The 16,678-nt window shown below is 37.9% G+C and carries 10 protein-coding genes and 2 pseudogenes; 8 read left to right on the top strand and 4 right to left on the bottom strand.

Translation table 11 applies throughout. The annotated features are described in order from the left end of the window. Positions 1-22: 22 nt before the first annotated feature. On the bottom strand, positions 23-1,498 hold the full coding sequence (locus HMPREF2086_RS01430) for a DUF2972 domain-containing protein (RefSeq protein ID WP_023926942.1): 1,476 nt from the start codon (positions 1,496-1,498) through the stop codon (positions 23-25). Beyond that, complete coding sequence (locus HMPREF2086_RS01425; RefSeq protein ID WP_034560234.1) at positions 1,495-4,029, bottom strand: P-loop NTPase; 2,535 nt, start codon at positions 4,027-4,029, stop codon at positions 1,495-1,497. Before HMPREF2086_RS01425 ends, HMPREF2086_RS01430 begins: the two co-directional genes overlap by 4 nt. Positions 4,030-4,123: 94 nt before the next feature. Here HMPREF2086_RS01425 and rffA point away from each other — a divergent pair, with 94 nt between their 5' ends. The 8 genes and pseudogenes from rffA (at position 4,124) to HMPREF2086_RS10550 (ending at position 13,643) form a co-directional block, all read left to right on the top strand. After that, entirely contained in the window at positions 4,124-5,263 is a 1,140-nt protein-coding gene (gene rffA / locus HMPREF2086_RS01420) for a dTDP-4-amino-4,6-dideoxygalactose transaminase (protein ID WP_023926940.1), read from the top strand. 63 nt (positions 5,264-5,326) lie between these two features. After that, positions 5,327-5,551 (top strand): hypothetical protein, encoded by a 225-nt coding sequence (locus HMPREF2086_RS01415; protein ID WP_023926939.1) that lies wholly within the window; start codon positions 5,327-5,329, stop codon positions 5,549-5,551. Then, a pseudogene (locus tag HMPREF2086_RS12495) lies at positions 5,515-5,760 on the top strand (hypothetical protein); the annotation flags it as partial. The gene HMPREF2086_RS01415 and the pseudogene HMPREF2086_RS12495, both read left to right, overlap by 37 nt. A 33-nt stretch (positions 5,761-5,793) precedes the next feature. After that, the gene (locus HMPREF2086_RS01410; RefSeq protein WP_034560233.1) at positions 5,794-7,065 is read left to right on the top strand and encodes an asparagine synthase-related protein; all 1,272 of its coding nucleotides are present in this window, start codon (positions 5,794-5,796) and stop codon (positions 7,063-7,065) included. A gap of 331 nt (positions 7,066-7,396) precedes the next feature. Next, the gene (gene accA / locus HMPREF2086_RS01405; protein WP_023926937.1) at positions 7,397-8,329 is read left to right on the top strand and encodes an acetyl-CoA carboxylase carboxyl transferase subunit alpha; all 933 of its coding nucleotides are present in this window, start codon (positions 7,397-7,399) and stop codon (positions 8,327-8,329) included. Between the two features lie 150 nt (positions 8,330-8,479). Beyond that, positions 8,480-9,619 (top strand): annotated as a pseudogene (locus HMPREF2086_RS12445) (MBOAT family O-acyltransferase); the annotation flags it as partial. Positions 9,620-10,228: 609 nt separating this feature from the next. Then, positions 10,229-11,806 carry an SGNH/GDSL hydrolase family protein gene (locus tag HMPREF2086_RS01395; protein WP_023926935.1) on the top strand — a complete coding sequence of 526 codons (1,578 nt, stop codon included), beginning with the start codon at positions 10,229-10,231 and terminating at the stop codon, positions 11,804-11,806. 1 nt (position 11,807) lies between these two features. Next, the gene (locus tag HMPREF2086_RS10550) at positions 11,808-13,643 is read left to right on the top strand and encodes a GDSL-type esterase/lipase family protein (protein WP_023926934.1); all 1,836 of its coding nucleotides are present in this window, start codon (positions 11,808-11,810) and stop codon (positions 13,641-13,643) included. A gap of 301 nt (positions 13,644-13,944) precedes the next feature. Here the strand turns inward: HMPREF2086_RS10550 and ruvA are convergent, their stop codons facing one another. After that, positions 13,945-14,529, bottom strand: a complete 585-nt coding sequence (gene ruvA, locus HMPREF2086_RS01385) for a Holliday junction branch migration protein RuvA (protein ID WP_023926933.1) — start codon at positions 14,527-14,529, stop codon at positions 13,945-13,947. 9 nt (positions 14,530-14,538) lie between these two features. Beyond that, positions 14,539-16,674: a FapA family protein gene (locus tag HMPREF2086_RS01380; protein ID WP_023926932.1), complete on the bottom strand. Its 2,136-nt coding sequence runs from the start codon at positions 16,672-16,674 to the stop codon at positions 14,539-14,541. Positions 16,675-16,678 lie beyond the last annotated feature (4 nt).

Below are 16,678 nucleotides of genomic sequence, written 5' to 3'. Positions count from 1 at the left end.
GTGTTTAGCGCACTACAACAGATTAAAACATAGACTCAAACTTCCTATAATACTCCCAAGACTCCACTATATCAGGGCGCATTTGTTTGACACACTCCAATTCTTTGTCTAAGAGATTTTTAAGCTTTTGTGCTAATGTTTTGTCCTTTTTAAGATAGTTTAAAATATCAGTTGGGGTAAATCTTTTTTGTATTTCTAGCTCGACTCGCTTCATAAACTCTATTTTAAAATACTCAAAATACTTAATCGCTGCTTGTTTTATAATCTCATCAAAAAATTCGTATTCACCTTTTTTGACATAAAGGCGTATGTCGCTACCTTTATAAAGCCAATTTGAACCCCAAATTTCATTGCTTATATCTATATAACCTATATCTTGCATTAACTGATATATAGTGATAAGGATATTTACACCTTTACTCCCTCTCACAATTTCTGATTCTCTCCCAAGATATTTACAAGCATCTTGGCGTGAGAGATTGAGAGTAAGTGGCACTAACCCAAAAATGTCTTGCTCCATAATACCCTCAAAAAATGCCCTATCTTGTGGCTCTTTGAGTTTGTATTTTTTGGCAAGTTTTTTCATAGTCTCGTAAGCATTATTTGGCATAAGTTCATTGTCCGTATCTATAAAATCGATTTTTGACTTTTGAAGTCCATTTATGGCAGTGCTTTGGCGAAGATTGTATGGCGTGATAAGTTCATTTAAACCTACCTCCAAGTCCAAACCAAACACATACTCAAACCTATCTAAAATTTCTGGTAAATTATCGTTTAATGTAAAATTTCTAGGTTTGTTTGGTTTAAAGTTAAAATCATTAACAAGTAAAAGCTTGATAAATGGGTCTCTTACTTGCACCAAAATAGGCAATTCGTTCGTAAAAAATTCACAATATCGCTTGAATTCATCTGGCGTATAGTCCAAATAAGAGTATTGGACAAAAGGCAAAATTTTAAAATCATCAGCATTGGCTGGATTGACTAAAAAATCATAAAAACTTGTATAGATTTGCTTCAAATCTTTTGGCAAATGGTCTTGCCCACGCTTTGCTCCACATTTTTGAAAAAAATCTAAAAGCGCGTTATGCCCCATATTAGAACCTGAAATAATGATTAAATTATATTTTGGTGGCAAAGGAAGATTCAACTCCCAAGCCAAATCTGCAGGGATATATTCATAATCTAGGTTATTAGGATTAAGCAAAGGCAGATAAGGATGATTTGCATTGATATACTTTTCTTTAAATTCTCTTGAGCTAAACCAAATTTTGCTTTGCTGTTTCATTTGCAAAAGAATAAAGTTAAGTTGCTTTTTTAATATAGTAATATTTTTTGGAATTTCATCGCATCGTCTTTGATATTTGATAATTTTATTCGCTGATTTAGGTTTGAAAATCCTATATATCTTATACTTAATGTGTATTACTATGTATTTACAATACATTTTTGTTTGCATTAAAAGATATTTAGAACAATATTTAAATATGATTTTGTTCATTTTGAGTCTCCAGAAAATATATGAATAATCTTTTCCAAAGCACTTTTTGCTTGTCCTCTCCTACTATAACTATCAAAATCTATGTCTATATCATTATTTATTAGTTTTAAGTGTTTATTGCATATTGAGCAAATTTCTTTAGCCATACTTTCATCTTTGACAAAAAACTCTCTGTGTTGTTCTATGCAATTTAAATAATCTCTTAAAACTTTAAATTTATACCTATCATTTTTTTGCCTTGATAGTTTTGTATCAGCTTTTTTAAAATAATCAAATGCTTTTTTGTAATCATTTTCTTTGACAGATTGCTTGACATATAGTCTCGCTTGTTGATTGTCTATTTTATAAACATAACGATTGTCTTCCTTATTTGAGGAAACATTATAAGCAGCATCAAGATAACGCTGAGCTTCCTTAAAATCTTCTATTGCATCGTATGCAATGAAACACATAGCATATTGAAGCCAATATTGCGACCTATCTACCATTTTTGGCATATCTATTTTGATATTTTCATAATATTCTCGCAATTTTTCTCTTTTACCCTTTTCTGGTAAAATACTCTCTATAAAATTAAATTTAAATAAATTGGTTTTAACTTTATATCCATCAGAACCGTATAGTATGTTAGAATCCCGCTTATTGCTAAGACTTTTTAACAGCTGTAAAGATTCCTTAATTACATAATCTGCTCCAAATATATGCTTTAAAACAAATTGACAAAAAACAGCTGATTTTGGTTTAATTTCATTACCTTCATCTAATATATCTATTTTTACAAGATAATCAAAAACATCTCCTCTAAATATCTCCAAATCATAGTCATCTAAAATATATTCAATTAACGCTATTGATATGGGTATATTCATAACATTAAGTAAGCACACCACAAACAAATGTTTTCTTATTGTTGGTTTTTGTAAAAAATTAGCAAACGATTCCTTAATTCTACTACTCATCTGCTCAGATTCGAATATGTCAATAAGGATGTTAGATATTTCACCTTTGCACCTATTGTGTATACGATTTATTTGAATTTGCTTACCTCTCCCCATTAAATCCCAAGCAGCAAGATTGTTTATAATAGTGCAGAACTGTTCAATATTGCTGGAATCTAATTTATCAATAAATAATTCTGGTATTTTATTTATAATGCTACAATTGTTGATATATTTGTGATGTTCTCTTTCTCTAGAACTTAAAACATATTTTATATTTTTGTATTGTTTTGGCAGAATGTCGCTTATTAAGTTTGAAAAGTTTGTATATGAATCTATAAATACATATGTAGTATTTGTAACATTGTTAGAAATAGTCTCAATCTCTTTTTTATAGGTTGATATATTTCGCCTATTTGTTAAAAAATAAACCTTAAATCCTTTTTGAACTATAATAGTCGCCAATTGTTTTAAAAATACTGTTTTACCATTCCCCATATCACCTAAAACAAAGAGAAAATTGTGATTTTCTAAAATTTTTAACGCTTCATCAATGTATGATTTTCGATTAACTAAATACAGAGAATTATTTATATTTGATATAGTTTCTTTTTGTAAAATGGCGTCTTCTAAAGCACCTCTAACAAAAAAGTTCCTTATTTTTCTATCATCAATGTTTATATTTGTATTTTTATCAAAAACTAAGTTATACTTTTTAAAACAAGTTATATTATTTGATATGAAATGTTGCGTGTCCTCATTTAAACTATTTTTATATTTCATAAGTTTATTGACAAATTCTTCTACACCTATTTTAAATAAATGCCCATATTTTTTATATTTATAATCATCTATATCATTTTCTTGCTCTATACTTTTTTGTGGTTGTATAAAAATTACCTTATCTTTAATGCTACTATTTTGCTGTAAAATCTTTTCTATTTCTATATCGTAAAGAGAATAACCAATAAAGATAGCCACCGTTGAATTATACACCAAATCATTTGTAAAGTGAGACTTCCATTCAGGATACTGAGAGCCAAATCCATCACTAGATAGATAGGATGAATGTGTAAGCTTAAATGAATTATCCAGTGAGTCTTTTTTAAGATTTTCAATTCTTCCATTTATGTGGAGGCAATATGTTGTTTTGTTATCATATTTTGGTATTTCACACTCTAAATCCAGAGGTTCTACCATCTTTTTGATTGCTCTGCCTGACTGCTCTATTACATCGTCATAATTTGTTGTATAAATAAACTTCCACGGAACAGAAACTATATCCAGATGATACTTCTTAGGTTCTGTTACCTTAAATGTACGCTTCATCATTGCTATAAATTCGTCAAGTTTACTTTCGTTTTGTTTACAAAAACTATTTATGAAATAATCCGATATATGTGCTAAATCTTTTGGATTCTTAGAATCCGTGCTTCTATTCATCAGTTTTAAAATAATTTCAGCAAGTCTCTCTGCTGTTGGTATATCATCATCAAAACCAACTGCGCCTTTTGAAAATCCAGCCCCCACAAACAATATAGCATTACCATTGAAAATTTCCATTATTACGGAATTTAATTTATCGCTTTGCATATCCACTTGTGGTAACTCCTCCAAATTAAATGAAGCTTTTACGATTATATCAAGTTTTACATAAATTTAAGATTATTTTAGATAGAATAACGATATGCAAGCTATACCATTCAACAAACCATTTGCCATAGACAAAGAATTTGAGTATATTCAAGATGCCATAGAAAATAGTATCATAAGAGGTGATGGTATCTATACTCAAAAATGTCATAACTTTTTAGAGAGCTATTTACCTGCGAAAAGGTGTTTGCTTACACACTCTTGCACTGCGGCACTTGAGATGGCAGCCATACTCGCAGACATAAAGCAGGGTGATGAAGTCATAATGCCCTCTTATACTTTTGTATCCACAGCAAATGCCTTTGTGCTAAGGGGTGGAGTGCCTGTTTTTGTGGATATAAAACCTGATACAAAAAATATCAACGAAGAGTTGATAGAGTCTGCCATAACCAAAAAAACAAAGGCTATCGTTCCTGTGCATTACGCAGGTGTAGCGTGCGATATGGATAAGATTATGCAAATAGCTAGCAAACATAATCTTATCGTCATAGAGGACGCCGCACAAGGTGTATCAAGCACTTATAATGGACAAAAACTTGGCACAATAGGCGATATAGGGTGCTTTTCTTTCCACGAGACAAAAAATGTCATCTCTGGTGAGGGTGGGGCTATCATCATCAACAATGATAAATTCATACAAAGAGCCGAAATCATCAGAGAAAAAGGCACGAATCGTTCGCAATTTTTCCGCGGAGAAGTGGATAAATATACTTGGGTTGATGTAGGCTCATCATATCTACCATCTGACATTATCGCTGCTTTCTTATACGCACAACTACAAAATATAGATAAAATCAACAACAAAAGATTAGAAATTTGGAATGAATATCATCAGTTTTTTGAAAACTATGAAAAAGAGGGCTTGATAAATCGTCCTATCGTGCCACCAAATTGCACACACAACGCACATATGTATTATATCACTTTCAAAAATCTACAAAAGCGAAGCGAGTTTATAGCTTTTCTCAAAGAAAATGGTATAAACCCTGTATTTCACTATATCCCGCTTCACTCATCTCCTGCTGGGATAAAGTTTGCAAAGACGATGGGCGATATGTCTATCACAAATCAAGTAGCCGATACGCTGGTTCGTATGCCGTTGTTTTATAGACTTTGCGATGAGGATATGAGGCATATAAAAAGTATAGTGGAAAGATTTTTTGAGAAATTGTAGATTTTTTAGTTACAACTATATGGAGCGCAAAATTTAGAAAAATCAAACCTAAAAGGAGCAATGATGAATGGAATTGTAGGATATGCAAAAAATAGCACTCTATCGCAAATAGATAAGTGTGTCAAGCTAATGAGTAGGCACGAATCGCCAAACATAACTGATGCCTTTATAGATGATAAAATCGAGTTTGCACTAGGTGGTTTAGATGCACAAAATAGTGTGTATAACTCTATTGGGGGGGGGGGGATAATATCCACCTTGCCCTATGTGGAAAATGCTATAATTTAGATGAACTAAATAGCCTTTTTAAGACTTCTTGCAAAAACTTTTTTGACATTATCTGCTGCTCTTATAGGCAAAACCGCCTAGCCGAACTCCTCAATCAAACCGATGGTTGCTTTAACCTTGTCTTATATGATTCAAGAAATGAAAAACTCATCATAGCTAACGATAGATTTGGCTTAAAACCACTATATATTTACACCCATAATGACAATTTTGCTTTTTGTGGAGAGCTTAAAGCGTTATTATTGCTTGATTTTGTGGATAAAAGTATAGATAGCGATTCCTTTGAAATGTTTATGAGTTTGGGTTATATTTTGGGTTCTCACACTTGGTTTAAGCATATCAAAAGACTAGCACCTGCTAGTATAGTAGAATATCATCTACCGACAAAAAAGATAAGCCAAAAGTATTATTGGACTTTTGCGGAAATAAAGCAAGAAAATATATCCTTTGATGAAGCAGTAGATAAAGCGTATTATCTATTCAAAGACTCGATAAAAAGACAAGTGGATTTGGAGCTTTACCCATCTGTCTTGCTAAGTGGTGGCTCTGATTCGAGACTTTGCCTTGCAGCTATGAGTGAAGTCTATCCACATTATAAACCCTACACAGCGACATTTGGCGTGAAAAACTGCTTAGATTTTATTTTAGCCCAAAAAGTCTGTGATGTCATCGAGACAACAAATAATGAATTTTTGTTTGAAAATATTGATTGGCTAAATTTGCGAAAAGAGCATTTATATAGTATGGATTGTGCACATTCTCTAATGCACCTGCACGGCTGTGAGTTTGATTTATTCCCTCAAGAATCAAGGCTTATCGTAAGCGGATATTTAGGCGATGCTGTTTTTGGCGATAGCTATCTACCCGATAAAAAACTCTACAATCAAAGGGCAAATGATAAGATTGCAGAGTTTTACTATGGAGGTTTTGCCAAATTTAGCGGATACAAAGATGAGTATTATGACATAGCAAATCCATTGCCGCTTCACTGGATAAACAGAGGGAGCAATTTTATCAATATGGCTGTGAGTTCGGATACAAATAAAACCAATATCACTTGTCGTCCGTTTTTTGACAACAAAATCATCGAGTTTATCGCCACTTTGCCAAATGAGTATTTGTTTGGGTATAGATTCTATAAATGCCTAGCTTTAAGGCATTATCCACAATTTTTCAAACACATAGGACGAAACTCGCTAATGCCACTCCACATAAACAAAAATTTGACATATATCGCAGATAAAATCAAATTTAAAATCGATAAAAAGCTCCAAAAACTAGGCTTTATCCCAAAAGTTATCACTTCCTACACAGACTATGAAAAATGGATAACACAAGAGCCATACAAAAGCCAAATAAACGATTATCTCTCATCAAAAACAGCATTTTACAAACGATTCCTAAATGAGATTGCAAACCTTTATATACATAAAGAACAAGGCGATTATGCCGATAAAATCCTAAAATTAGTAAGTGTAGAAATGTATTTTGAAAAATTAGAAATTTACTTATAAAAGCGGGGTTAATTGTATATCAAGCCTACCAAAATATGCAAAAATGCACAAAAGTTACGAGATTTTTGTAGTGCCATACTGATACGATACGCTTAAAAATTCTTTATTCACCCACCACAAAAAACTCACGCAAGGCATTTTACTCGCTCTCCAAAAGCCCTTTTTCACTCGCCATACCCCAAGCAAACAACAACAAAATCAACCACAAAAAGCGCGGAATGCAATTCGCTTACAACATTAGCCTTAGTTAAGCCGTAATTATCTTTGATATTATAAAATTACGCCCTAGCTAAATCCACACAAAGCAAACAACCAAACTTAAGGAGAATTGATGGCGACTTGTTTGGACTTTGAAAAGCAGCTAAAAAGTATCCAAGATGACATTGATATGGCGTCTATGCGCGGGGACAACGCCGCCAAAGCTATCCTAGAAAAAGACTACCAAAAAGAGCTAAAAAAAGTTTTTGGCAATATGAGCGACTACCAAAAGCTCCAGCTTGCTAGACACCCAGACCGCCCCTATGCCCTTGACTATATGGAGCTACTGCTAAAAGACGCTTATGAAGTCTGCGGGGATAGGCATTTTAGAGATGATAAGGCGATTGTGTGTATGCTTGGCAAGATTGATGAGCAGCCTACTATGGTTATCGGCGAGGAAAAGGGCAGAGGGACAAAAAACAAAATAGCGCGCAACTTTGGTATGCCAAATCCAGAGGGCTACCGCAAAGCCCTAAAAGCCGCAAAACTAGCTGAAAAGTTTAATATCCCAATCCTTATGCTTGTCGATACAAGCGGTGCTTATCCCGGAATCGGCGCAGAAGAGCGCGGACAGAGCGAAGCTATCGCTAAAAATTTACAAGAATTTGCCGTGCTAAAAGTCCCTACGATTTCGATAGTCATAGGCGAGGGAGGTAGCGGTGGTGCGCTAGCGATTGCAGTGGCTGATAGACTAGCGATGATGCAGTATAGCATTTTTAGTGTGATTTCGCCAGAGGGGTGCGCTGCGATACTATGGAATGACCCAAGCAAGATAGAGTCCGCCACAAAAGCGATGAAAATCACGCCCGATGAGCTAAAAAAAGCTGGCTTGATTGATGATATTATCCCCGAGCCCCAAAAAGGAGCGCACAGGGATTTGCAAGGTGCGGCAGATATGATAAAGTCCTACTATCTAAAAAGCGTAGAAGAAATCCTAAAAGACAGACAATACCTCCAAAAACGATATGACAAAATAATGCGCTATGGAGCATTTAGCGAAGACTAAAGCAAAAATAATCAAAACACCTTAAATCTAAAAACACCAAATCTAGTATAAAATCTCGCCTAGCACAGTACCAAAATCCATAAGCAAAATCTATGCAAACCCACAAAACCAAGCCGAGACACAAAATCTAAAAAAGGACAACACAAACTTATGTTTTTCAGCATAGAATTTGGACTAGCATTTTTTGCCTTTTTTGTCGCTTATTGGCTATGCCGCGCCAATCATCGCCTCCAAAACCTAGTCTTACTCACCGCAAACTACGCAATTTTGCTCCTACTTGGCAATGCCTTTGTAGCCATAGTGCTTGCTTGCTACACGCTATTTATCTATGCTGCGAGTATCGCCATAGCCAAAAGCGAATCAAAAGCCGTATTTTTGGCGTTTGTAGCCCTTAGTATTTGCAATCTTAGCTTTTTTAAATACTACGCCAATTTCAAAGACGGCTTTGAATCCATTTTGACATTTTTTCATCTAAATATCGCAAATATCGACATTTTGATGCCTTTAGGACTTAGCTTTTACACATTTGCTTCTATCACTTACCTGCGCTCTATCTATGAAGCAAAGCGCGACAAAGCCACCCTCTCATACCAAGCACCATCTGATGCTTCAAACATAAACCCCACCACACAGATTTTGCCAACTAGCCCTAGCGGTGTAGCTGATTATGTCATAGAAAAAAACCCAAAGCTACAATCCCTCCCAAACCTTGCGATTTATCTCTCATTTTTCCCCACTATCATAGCAGGTCCCATAATCCGCAGTGATTTCTTTTTCTCACAGCTCCACGCCACTAGATTTTGGCGAGCCAAAAATGCCCACCTCATCATCGTGCTACTTTGCTTTGGGATTGTCAAAAAGGTGCTTTTTGCCACCTATGCTTCTAGCTACTCCTCTCCTATACTAGCAAACCCACTCAACCACAACTCCCTAGAGCTAGCACTTGCTATGTGTGGGTATAGTGTGGAAATCTATTGTGATTTTAGCGGATATGTGGATTTAGTAAGCGCGGTGGCATTGATGCTAGGATTTGTCCTGCCACCAAATTTCAATATGCCCTATATGGCGCGAAATCTCAAAGACTTTTGGGCTAGGTGGCATATCAGCCTATCCACTTTTATAAGAGATTTTATCTATATCCCGCTTGGTGGCTCAAGGTGTGGATTTTTGCGCACGCAGTTTGCACTGCTTGTGGCGTTTGTGCTATCAGGCATTTGGCACGGAAGCACGATAAATTTTATGATTTGGGGGTTAGCACACGGACTTGGGATTGTATGGCTAAACACACTAAAGCACTTTAGCCATAATACCTACAAAAGCACCACGCCAAACCTAACTCAACAAGAAAAATCTATCAAAACTTCTACTAAATCCGCCTCGAAAACCTCTGCCAAATCAAAAACCCACCAAAAAGATTCCAAAGATTCCACGCCAAAAGATTTTACTTCCAAAGATTCCCTTGCAAGCCAACCCAAACAACCTAGCCCATATCTTTTTGGCTCTAGTGCCTTTGGAGTATTTCTAAGCTCATTTTGCACCTTTACTTTTGTAACGATAGCGTGGGTGTTTTTCCGCTTTAGGGAGCTAGATGAGTCGCTTGGATTTTTAAGCGCGTTTTGGGAAAATCTCTCTAAACCCATTTATCTAAGCGAGACACTTATCGCACTTTGTGGCTTGCTACTCTTTGCACTCTACCCCAAGCTACAAAACTTCAAGCGAAGCTGTATCTACACACTTTACAAAGTCCCACCCATTGCCAAACCGCTTGTGCTAGCATTTGTTTGGCTTGTAGCGTTTTGCTTTATGCCAGATGGGATTCCAAACTTCATTTATGCCAATTTCTAGCAGGGCAGATTTTAGTATGGCGACTTTTGAGATTTAGAGCGGAGCAAAAAGCAGATGAGAATCTATGATTTTATCCTAACACTCATAGGGAGCTTTATCCTTGTGGCATTGATGATGAATGCCAGCATACACTCCTATATCGAGCAAAAATACCACCTTGATGTTTTTGATGCAAACGAGCCGATTTTGGAGATTTTGGGTAAGCCAAAAGCGTGGCTTGATGATTTGAGGGAGCTACTTTTACCAAGCGTAGAGGAGCTAGCACTTTCCCAATCCCTCCAAGATGAGCGCGAAAAATCCACAAAAGAAAAATCCGTGTGGGAAAGGCTTATGGGCACAGAATCGCTTGATTCTTTTTTCACACCAAAAGAGGAAACGCGCTATCCATTTATAGACAAAGATGGCAAGCTAGTGCTAAAGCAGGATTCGACTTTTATTTTCATAGGCGATTCGATGATGCAAGGCGTGGGGCTTACGCTAGCTAGTGAGCTAAAAAAGCGCGGATTTAGCGTGATAAATATCGCTAAGCAAAGCACAGGACTTACTTATACGCATTTTTTTGATTGGGGCAAGGCTCTAAGGGAGGCATTTGCCAAAAATCCGCACATAAATATCGTAGTGATGATGGTAGGGGCAAATGACCCATACTCTATGCCAAAGATGAAGTATGGAAGTGATGAATGGATAGAAACATACTCATCTCGTATCAAAGAAATCATCGATATTTCGCTAGAAAATGACGCAGTGGTGGTGTGGTATGACGCGCCTTATGTGCGAAAAGAGCCACTAAACACAAGGCTAATCTTTCTAAACACACTTTATAAATCCCAAGTAGATAGCGCAAAACAGCTACTTTTGCACGCAAATTCTGCGCTTGCCCCAGATGGAGTCTACACTTCTTATGTCAAAAATGAGCAGGGCAGAAGTATCCGCGTGCGTGGGGAAGATGGGATTCACTTCAGCGGGGAGGGCTCAAGGGCTCTAAGCAGACTACTACTAGAGCGACTAGAAGTAGTGCAAGAGCAAATATCCCAAGATGAAAGCACACAAAGCACCACCAAAACCACACTAGACACCCCAAGCACGCAAAAAATCCAATACACTTATGACACAGACAAGCCAAAATCAACCCCCACCAAGCAAAAAACGCAAGAAATACAAGAATCACAAGAGCCAAAAATAGAATCTATCCAAGCAATAGATTCTGCCAAAAATGACTTAGTGCAATACAGCGATGAACAATCAGCAGAACAAAACCAAAACAAAGATAAAAAAGAAAGTAAAAGAGAGCAAAGAAAAAACAAAAAAGCTCAGCAAGACAAACCCCAAGAAGAGCAAAAATCCCAAGAAATAGTAGTAGAAAAAATCAAAGACACCCCACAAGAAGAACCAAAACCACAAAAACGCAAATGGAAAAATATCTTTGAGAATAATGAAAAAGAGTCTAGCGATGAGCCTACAAAAGAATCAAAAAAACCACAAAAAGATTCCAAAAAGGATTCTTTAGAATCGCCAAAAGATTCCCACATAGAAAAGGGCGCAGAAAAAGGAGCAGAAAAAATCAACGATAAAGCCAATGACAAAAATCCACTAGAATCAAACAACTCCACACCTAAGAAAAAAGGCGCGTAAAATGCAAAAGTTATGCTTTTTTGTGAGAGATTTTAGGTGTTTTAGGTGTGGTTTTGTGCGATTTAGAGGGAAACTTGCTCGATTTTGTGTGGCTTGCCTAGCGTTGTTTGTCCTTTTTGCAGAGCTAGCCAAGCCAGATACACCAAAGCCACAAGCCAAGACACAGGCAAAAACACAGCCAAAAGCACCGCAAGCAAAATCCACCCAAAAACCAAAAAGCACCAAATCCCCTCAAAAAACCCCCGCAAAAACAAACACAAAAGCCAAGCCAAGCACAAAATCCAAAACCCCTGCCAAATCCGCCACAAAAAGCAAAACCACTCAAAAATCTCAAAAAGCAAAGAAATACACACCAAAGCCCCTGCCAAATGAAAAAGAAATGCAAGACATAGCAAGCAAAGCAAAAGTAATCAACTATGGCGAGCCAAATCTAGCAAGGCTAAAGCGCGCACTAGAGGGCAAAAATGAGCTAAAAATCCTAGTCTTTGGCGACTCGCATATCGCAGGAGATACCCTCACACACCAATGGCGCAAAACCATTATGTTACCAAATTCTGTTGGATTTATCTACCCTGTTTTCCCCACCTATCATCAAAATCTATTAGTAAAAACCATTAGCAAAGACTTTGAAGTGCGAAATTCACGCATTGATGCCTATGATGACTATCCTTTCGGTGGCGTCATCGCTAGGGCAAAAAAAGAAAACGCTAGCGTAAAAATCACGCTAAAATTCCCTCCCGAGCACCAAGACTTCCTTATCCGCATAGTGTTTAAAGCACCAAATAATACTTTGGGTGCGTTTCTCATAAGCGATTCTAGTGGGCAGAGCTATCGACTGCAAGCAAAAGAAGCAAATATATGGGAGATTTCCCAAGATTTTGCCCTGCGATTCCCCATAGAGATAAAATCCCTCCTGCCAAATGCCACGCTTGGAGGGTATTTTATCTACCAAGATTCCAAAAACATAGCCGACACTTCGCGCACGAGCAAATCTCGGCTAAGCAAACTAGAAAAGCTCCCCATAAATGAGCAAAAAGAAAGCGAACTAGATTCTAGCGAAGAGGCAAGCGAGCAATCTAGCCAAGACAAAGATGATTCACAAAATCCACCAAAATCCCAAAATCCACAAAAATTCTCTTATGCAAATCTCACAAACCTACCCAAAAATACCAACAACCTAATCGCTCATATCGGCTCAAATGGCGCACGAAGCGATATATGGCGCAAGTGGAATCAAAAAGCACTTAGCGACACACTTTGCGCGTTTAGATATGATTTCATCGTGCTGTCCTATGGCTCAAATGACGCACTTGTGATGCCTCTAGACACAAAAGCGTTTGAGCAAAATTATAGCTCCTTAATCGCCCTAGTGCGCAAGTGCAACGAGGGTGCGGCTATCTTGCTTGTAGGACCGCCAAAAGTCATCACCAAGCCAAGAAAGGCAAAAAACTACCGCATAGCACCATACTTTGTCGCCGTGAGAGAATCCGTAAAAAAAGTGGCAAAAAAAGAGGGAGTGCTATACTTTGATATGCACGAGTTTATGGAGGATAGCGGTGGCAAAGACGCGTGGGTAGCAAAATCTCTATCCAAAAAAGATGTCCATCTCACGCCTTTTGGCTATTCTCTTGTCGCTGATGGCATAGCTTATGGACTGCACAAAGTGCTAAATATTCAAAACAAAGAAATAAAAGAATCTATGGAAGCAAAAGAATCTAAAGATACAAAAGAAAATGCCCCCGCCACAAAAACAAATAAGAGTGAGCAAAAACCCGAGCTAAACACACCTGATGAAAGCTCCGCTCCACAAGAAATCTGGCAAAGCAAGATAGAGTGAGATTTCTCTAGCAATTTTGCTCCGCCCCAAAATGCTCCCAAATAGTCCCCTTTCAAACAAAAGCCACCAAACAATCCTGCCAAATGAGACTACCAACACAAAAAATACAATATGTCTTTACACATTTTGACACTCAAAAGCAGATATTTTTACTTCTCATAGTTCATTATGTGATGATTATAGGGCTAGTCTTATTGTGTCGGTAGCTTTCTTGTGTGTTGATTTTGCTTATTTAGCTTTTTAGCGCGCGTATTTAGAATCCTCTCGCACAAACATAATCCCACTTCCCAACGAAGCCCACCTAAAGTAGTCGCAATGCCTCTTTGATGATATTTTGGGTATCGCTAGCACTGATTTGTGGGAGGACTTTTTTGATTTCGCTTAGCTTGTAGCCTAAACTCTCAAGAGCAGCGATTGCTTCAGCTTTTTGAGTCTCATTTGCAGGCATTGCTTTATCACTAGAATCTAGTGCGCTTTCTTGGAGTATTTGAGAGCAAAATCCAGCCAAGTCAAGCAAGATTTTGCCTGCAGATTTTGCGCCCACACCGGGCACTTTTTGGAGTAGCTTTATATCTTTGCTTTGGACTAATGAAGCAAAACTTTGCGGGCTAAATGTGCTTAAAATCGCTAAAGCCACCTTAGGTCCCACACCATTTATCTTTAGCAATCGCTCAAATGTGCTTTGCTCAACTTTGTCTAAAAATCCAAAAAGCAGCTGTGCATCCTCACGCACGATATGTGTCGTGCGTAGCTTAGCGACTTGCCCTGCCTTTAGCTTAGCACTCGTTTGCACGCTCAAAGCCACCTCATACACCACGCCATTTGCCTCTATCTCCGCACTCATCGCACCTAGCTCGACTACATTTCCCACTAGCCCACAAATCATTTTTGCTCCTTATTTGGATTTTAGTTTGAAGTTCTCATCTAAGATTATTTCCCCGCTTTGCCCCTCTTTTAGCTCCAAGCTATCAAGCGCGTTTTGTGCATTTACCTTTGTAAATGCCTTTGCAAAATCTCTATCTAGCCCACTGCTACCAAAAAACCCACTACCAAAATCTAAATCCTTGCTAGAATCTAGAGCATTATTTTGGCTATCATTTTGATTGCCATCTTGGATATTTTTTTTGCTAGCTTGGCTAGATTCTAGCGCACTCAAATCTGGCTTTGCCAAAAACACATAGTTATCATACCCCCATACTTCTTTTATGGCTAGGCTTGCCTCTTTTAGCCTAGTTTTTAGGCTAGTGATTGCTTGATTGCGCGTGGCTAGGACTTGCTTTTGCAAAGATTGGATTTTGCCTTGCAAGATTTGACTTACATTTGCTTGGGCAAGTGCTTCTTTGTATCTAGCGGCATAAGCCTCATCTTTTAGTGCGATTTGCTTTTGATACTCGGTAAATCCACTCATCTTTTGCAAAAATTGTGTCGCACTTCCTTGCTTGTTTTCCCACACTTCTGCAAGTTTGGCTAGCTTTGAGATACTAGCCTTTTGGGTGGCAAAATACGCACTTGCTTTTTTGCTCCATTTGGCAAACACCCCTCCCGCATTGGCACAAAAAATCATCTCATTTTGCCCGCCTTTGTTTTGTCCTATCGCGCAAGACTTGGCAAAAAACACGACATTATTGCTTTTTAGCTCGTGGATTGTAGCAGTGTCTGTGGCGATTTTTGCGCCATTTGCTCGCAAGATTTTGGCATTTTGTGCGATGACTTCGCCATTATCTAGATTTTCTATTGCGCAGTGTGTGCACTCTAGCTTGCCCTTGTGAGTGCGGATTTGGGCTGCGTAGGCTTTGATATGCGCACTTTTGTGTGTAGAGCCTTGCACGATTAGAGTGTGGGCTTTTATCCGTGTGTTTTCAGCGATACAGCCACGAGTTTTTAGGCTTCCCACCTCACACCACACGCCCGCACCTATCGCATCTTCTGCAATGTCATAGCAAGATATTTCTAAATCTATATGCCCCCCACCAAGCAGTGGCGGAGTGTTGCGAGTATTTAGTGCACCACTTGGGATTTGGAAAAACTTAAACTCTCCATTTTCTATGCGGATAAATCCCTCTTTTTTAGCAGTGTAGATAATCGCTTCGACCGTGTCGCTAGAATCTATATATTCCTGCCTTGTGGTGATAAGTTTTTGTGTATCTATACTTTTTGGAGTCTCATACTCCCCAAAAAGATTTCGCCCAGCATTACCCAAAAGTGGCTTATAAAGAAATGCAATTTGCTCTCCCTCTCTCACGCCAAATACCGCATTTTGTGGAGCTTTGCCATTGCTAGCTTCCCAAGTCTCTTGCGGGACAAATCTAAACCTTGCTTGCTTGCTTGGCACATATTTTTTAGCCTTTAGTAAGCAAAATATCTCCTTTTTTTTGGCAGGATTTTTAGCGATAGATTCTAGGATTAGCCCTAGATTTTGCTCTACTTCATTTTTGCAAGTAAGCATCACACCACCAAGCGCAAGTGCGCTTTTGACTTGCTCATAAAAATCCTCGATAAAACCCTTGTCCTCGACTATGCAAAACGCTTCATCAAAGCAAATATCCACCTTGAAAGAATCTATCTCTAAAGCAAAAAGTGGCTCTAGCACGCGAGGAAACACCCTCATATCACACACTTGGCTAATGCTAAAATACGCACTATCATATAGTGGCGAAGATATAAGCGCGTCTAGCTGGGCTTGGCTTAGCTCTATTTTGGTAGTGCCCTCACTTGAAGCGAAGTCTTTATCACTAGATTCTAGCAGGGCTAAAATATCTGCAAATTTTGGGATTGGCTTTAGCGCGTTGCTTAAGAGTGGTTTAGTCTCGCTAGCTGGATTTTCCTCACTCAAAAAAAAGCGTAGGTTTTGGAGGCGAAAATCGATATTTTGCAGTGTGTAGTGCTGATTTTTGGCACAAAATTCAGCCAATGCTTTAGACACATTTGCGCAAGCCTTGATTAGCTCAAAGCCCGAATTTTGTATGCTTTGGCTTTGCAGTGTGTGTTGCTTAGGCTGCTCTAGGCTTGTCGTGTCGATATATTCTTTCATCGTT

Source organism: Helicobacter macacae MIT 99-5501 (genome assembly GCF_000507845.1).
GTDB classification, from domain to species: Bacteria; Campylobacterota; Campylobacteria; order Campylobacterales; family Helicobacteraceae; genus Helicobacter_B; species Helicobacter_B macacae.
The sequence above is the reverse complement of the archived record's forward strand: the minus strand, read 5'-3'. Positions and strand labels throughout refer to the sequence as shown.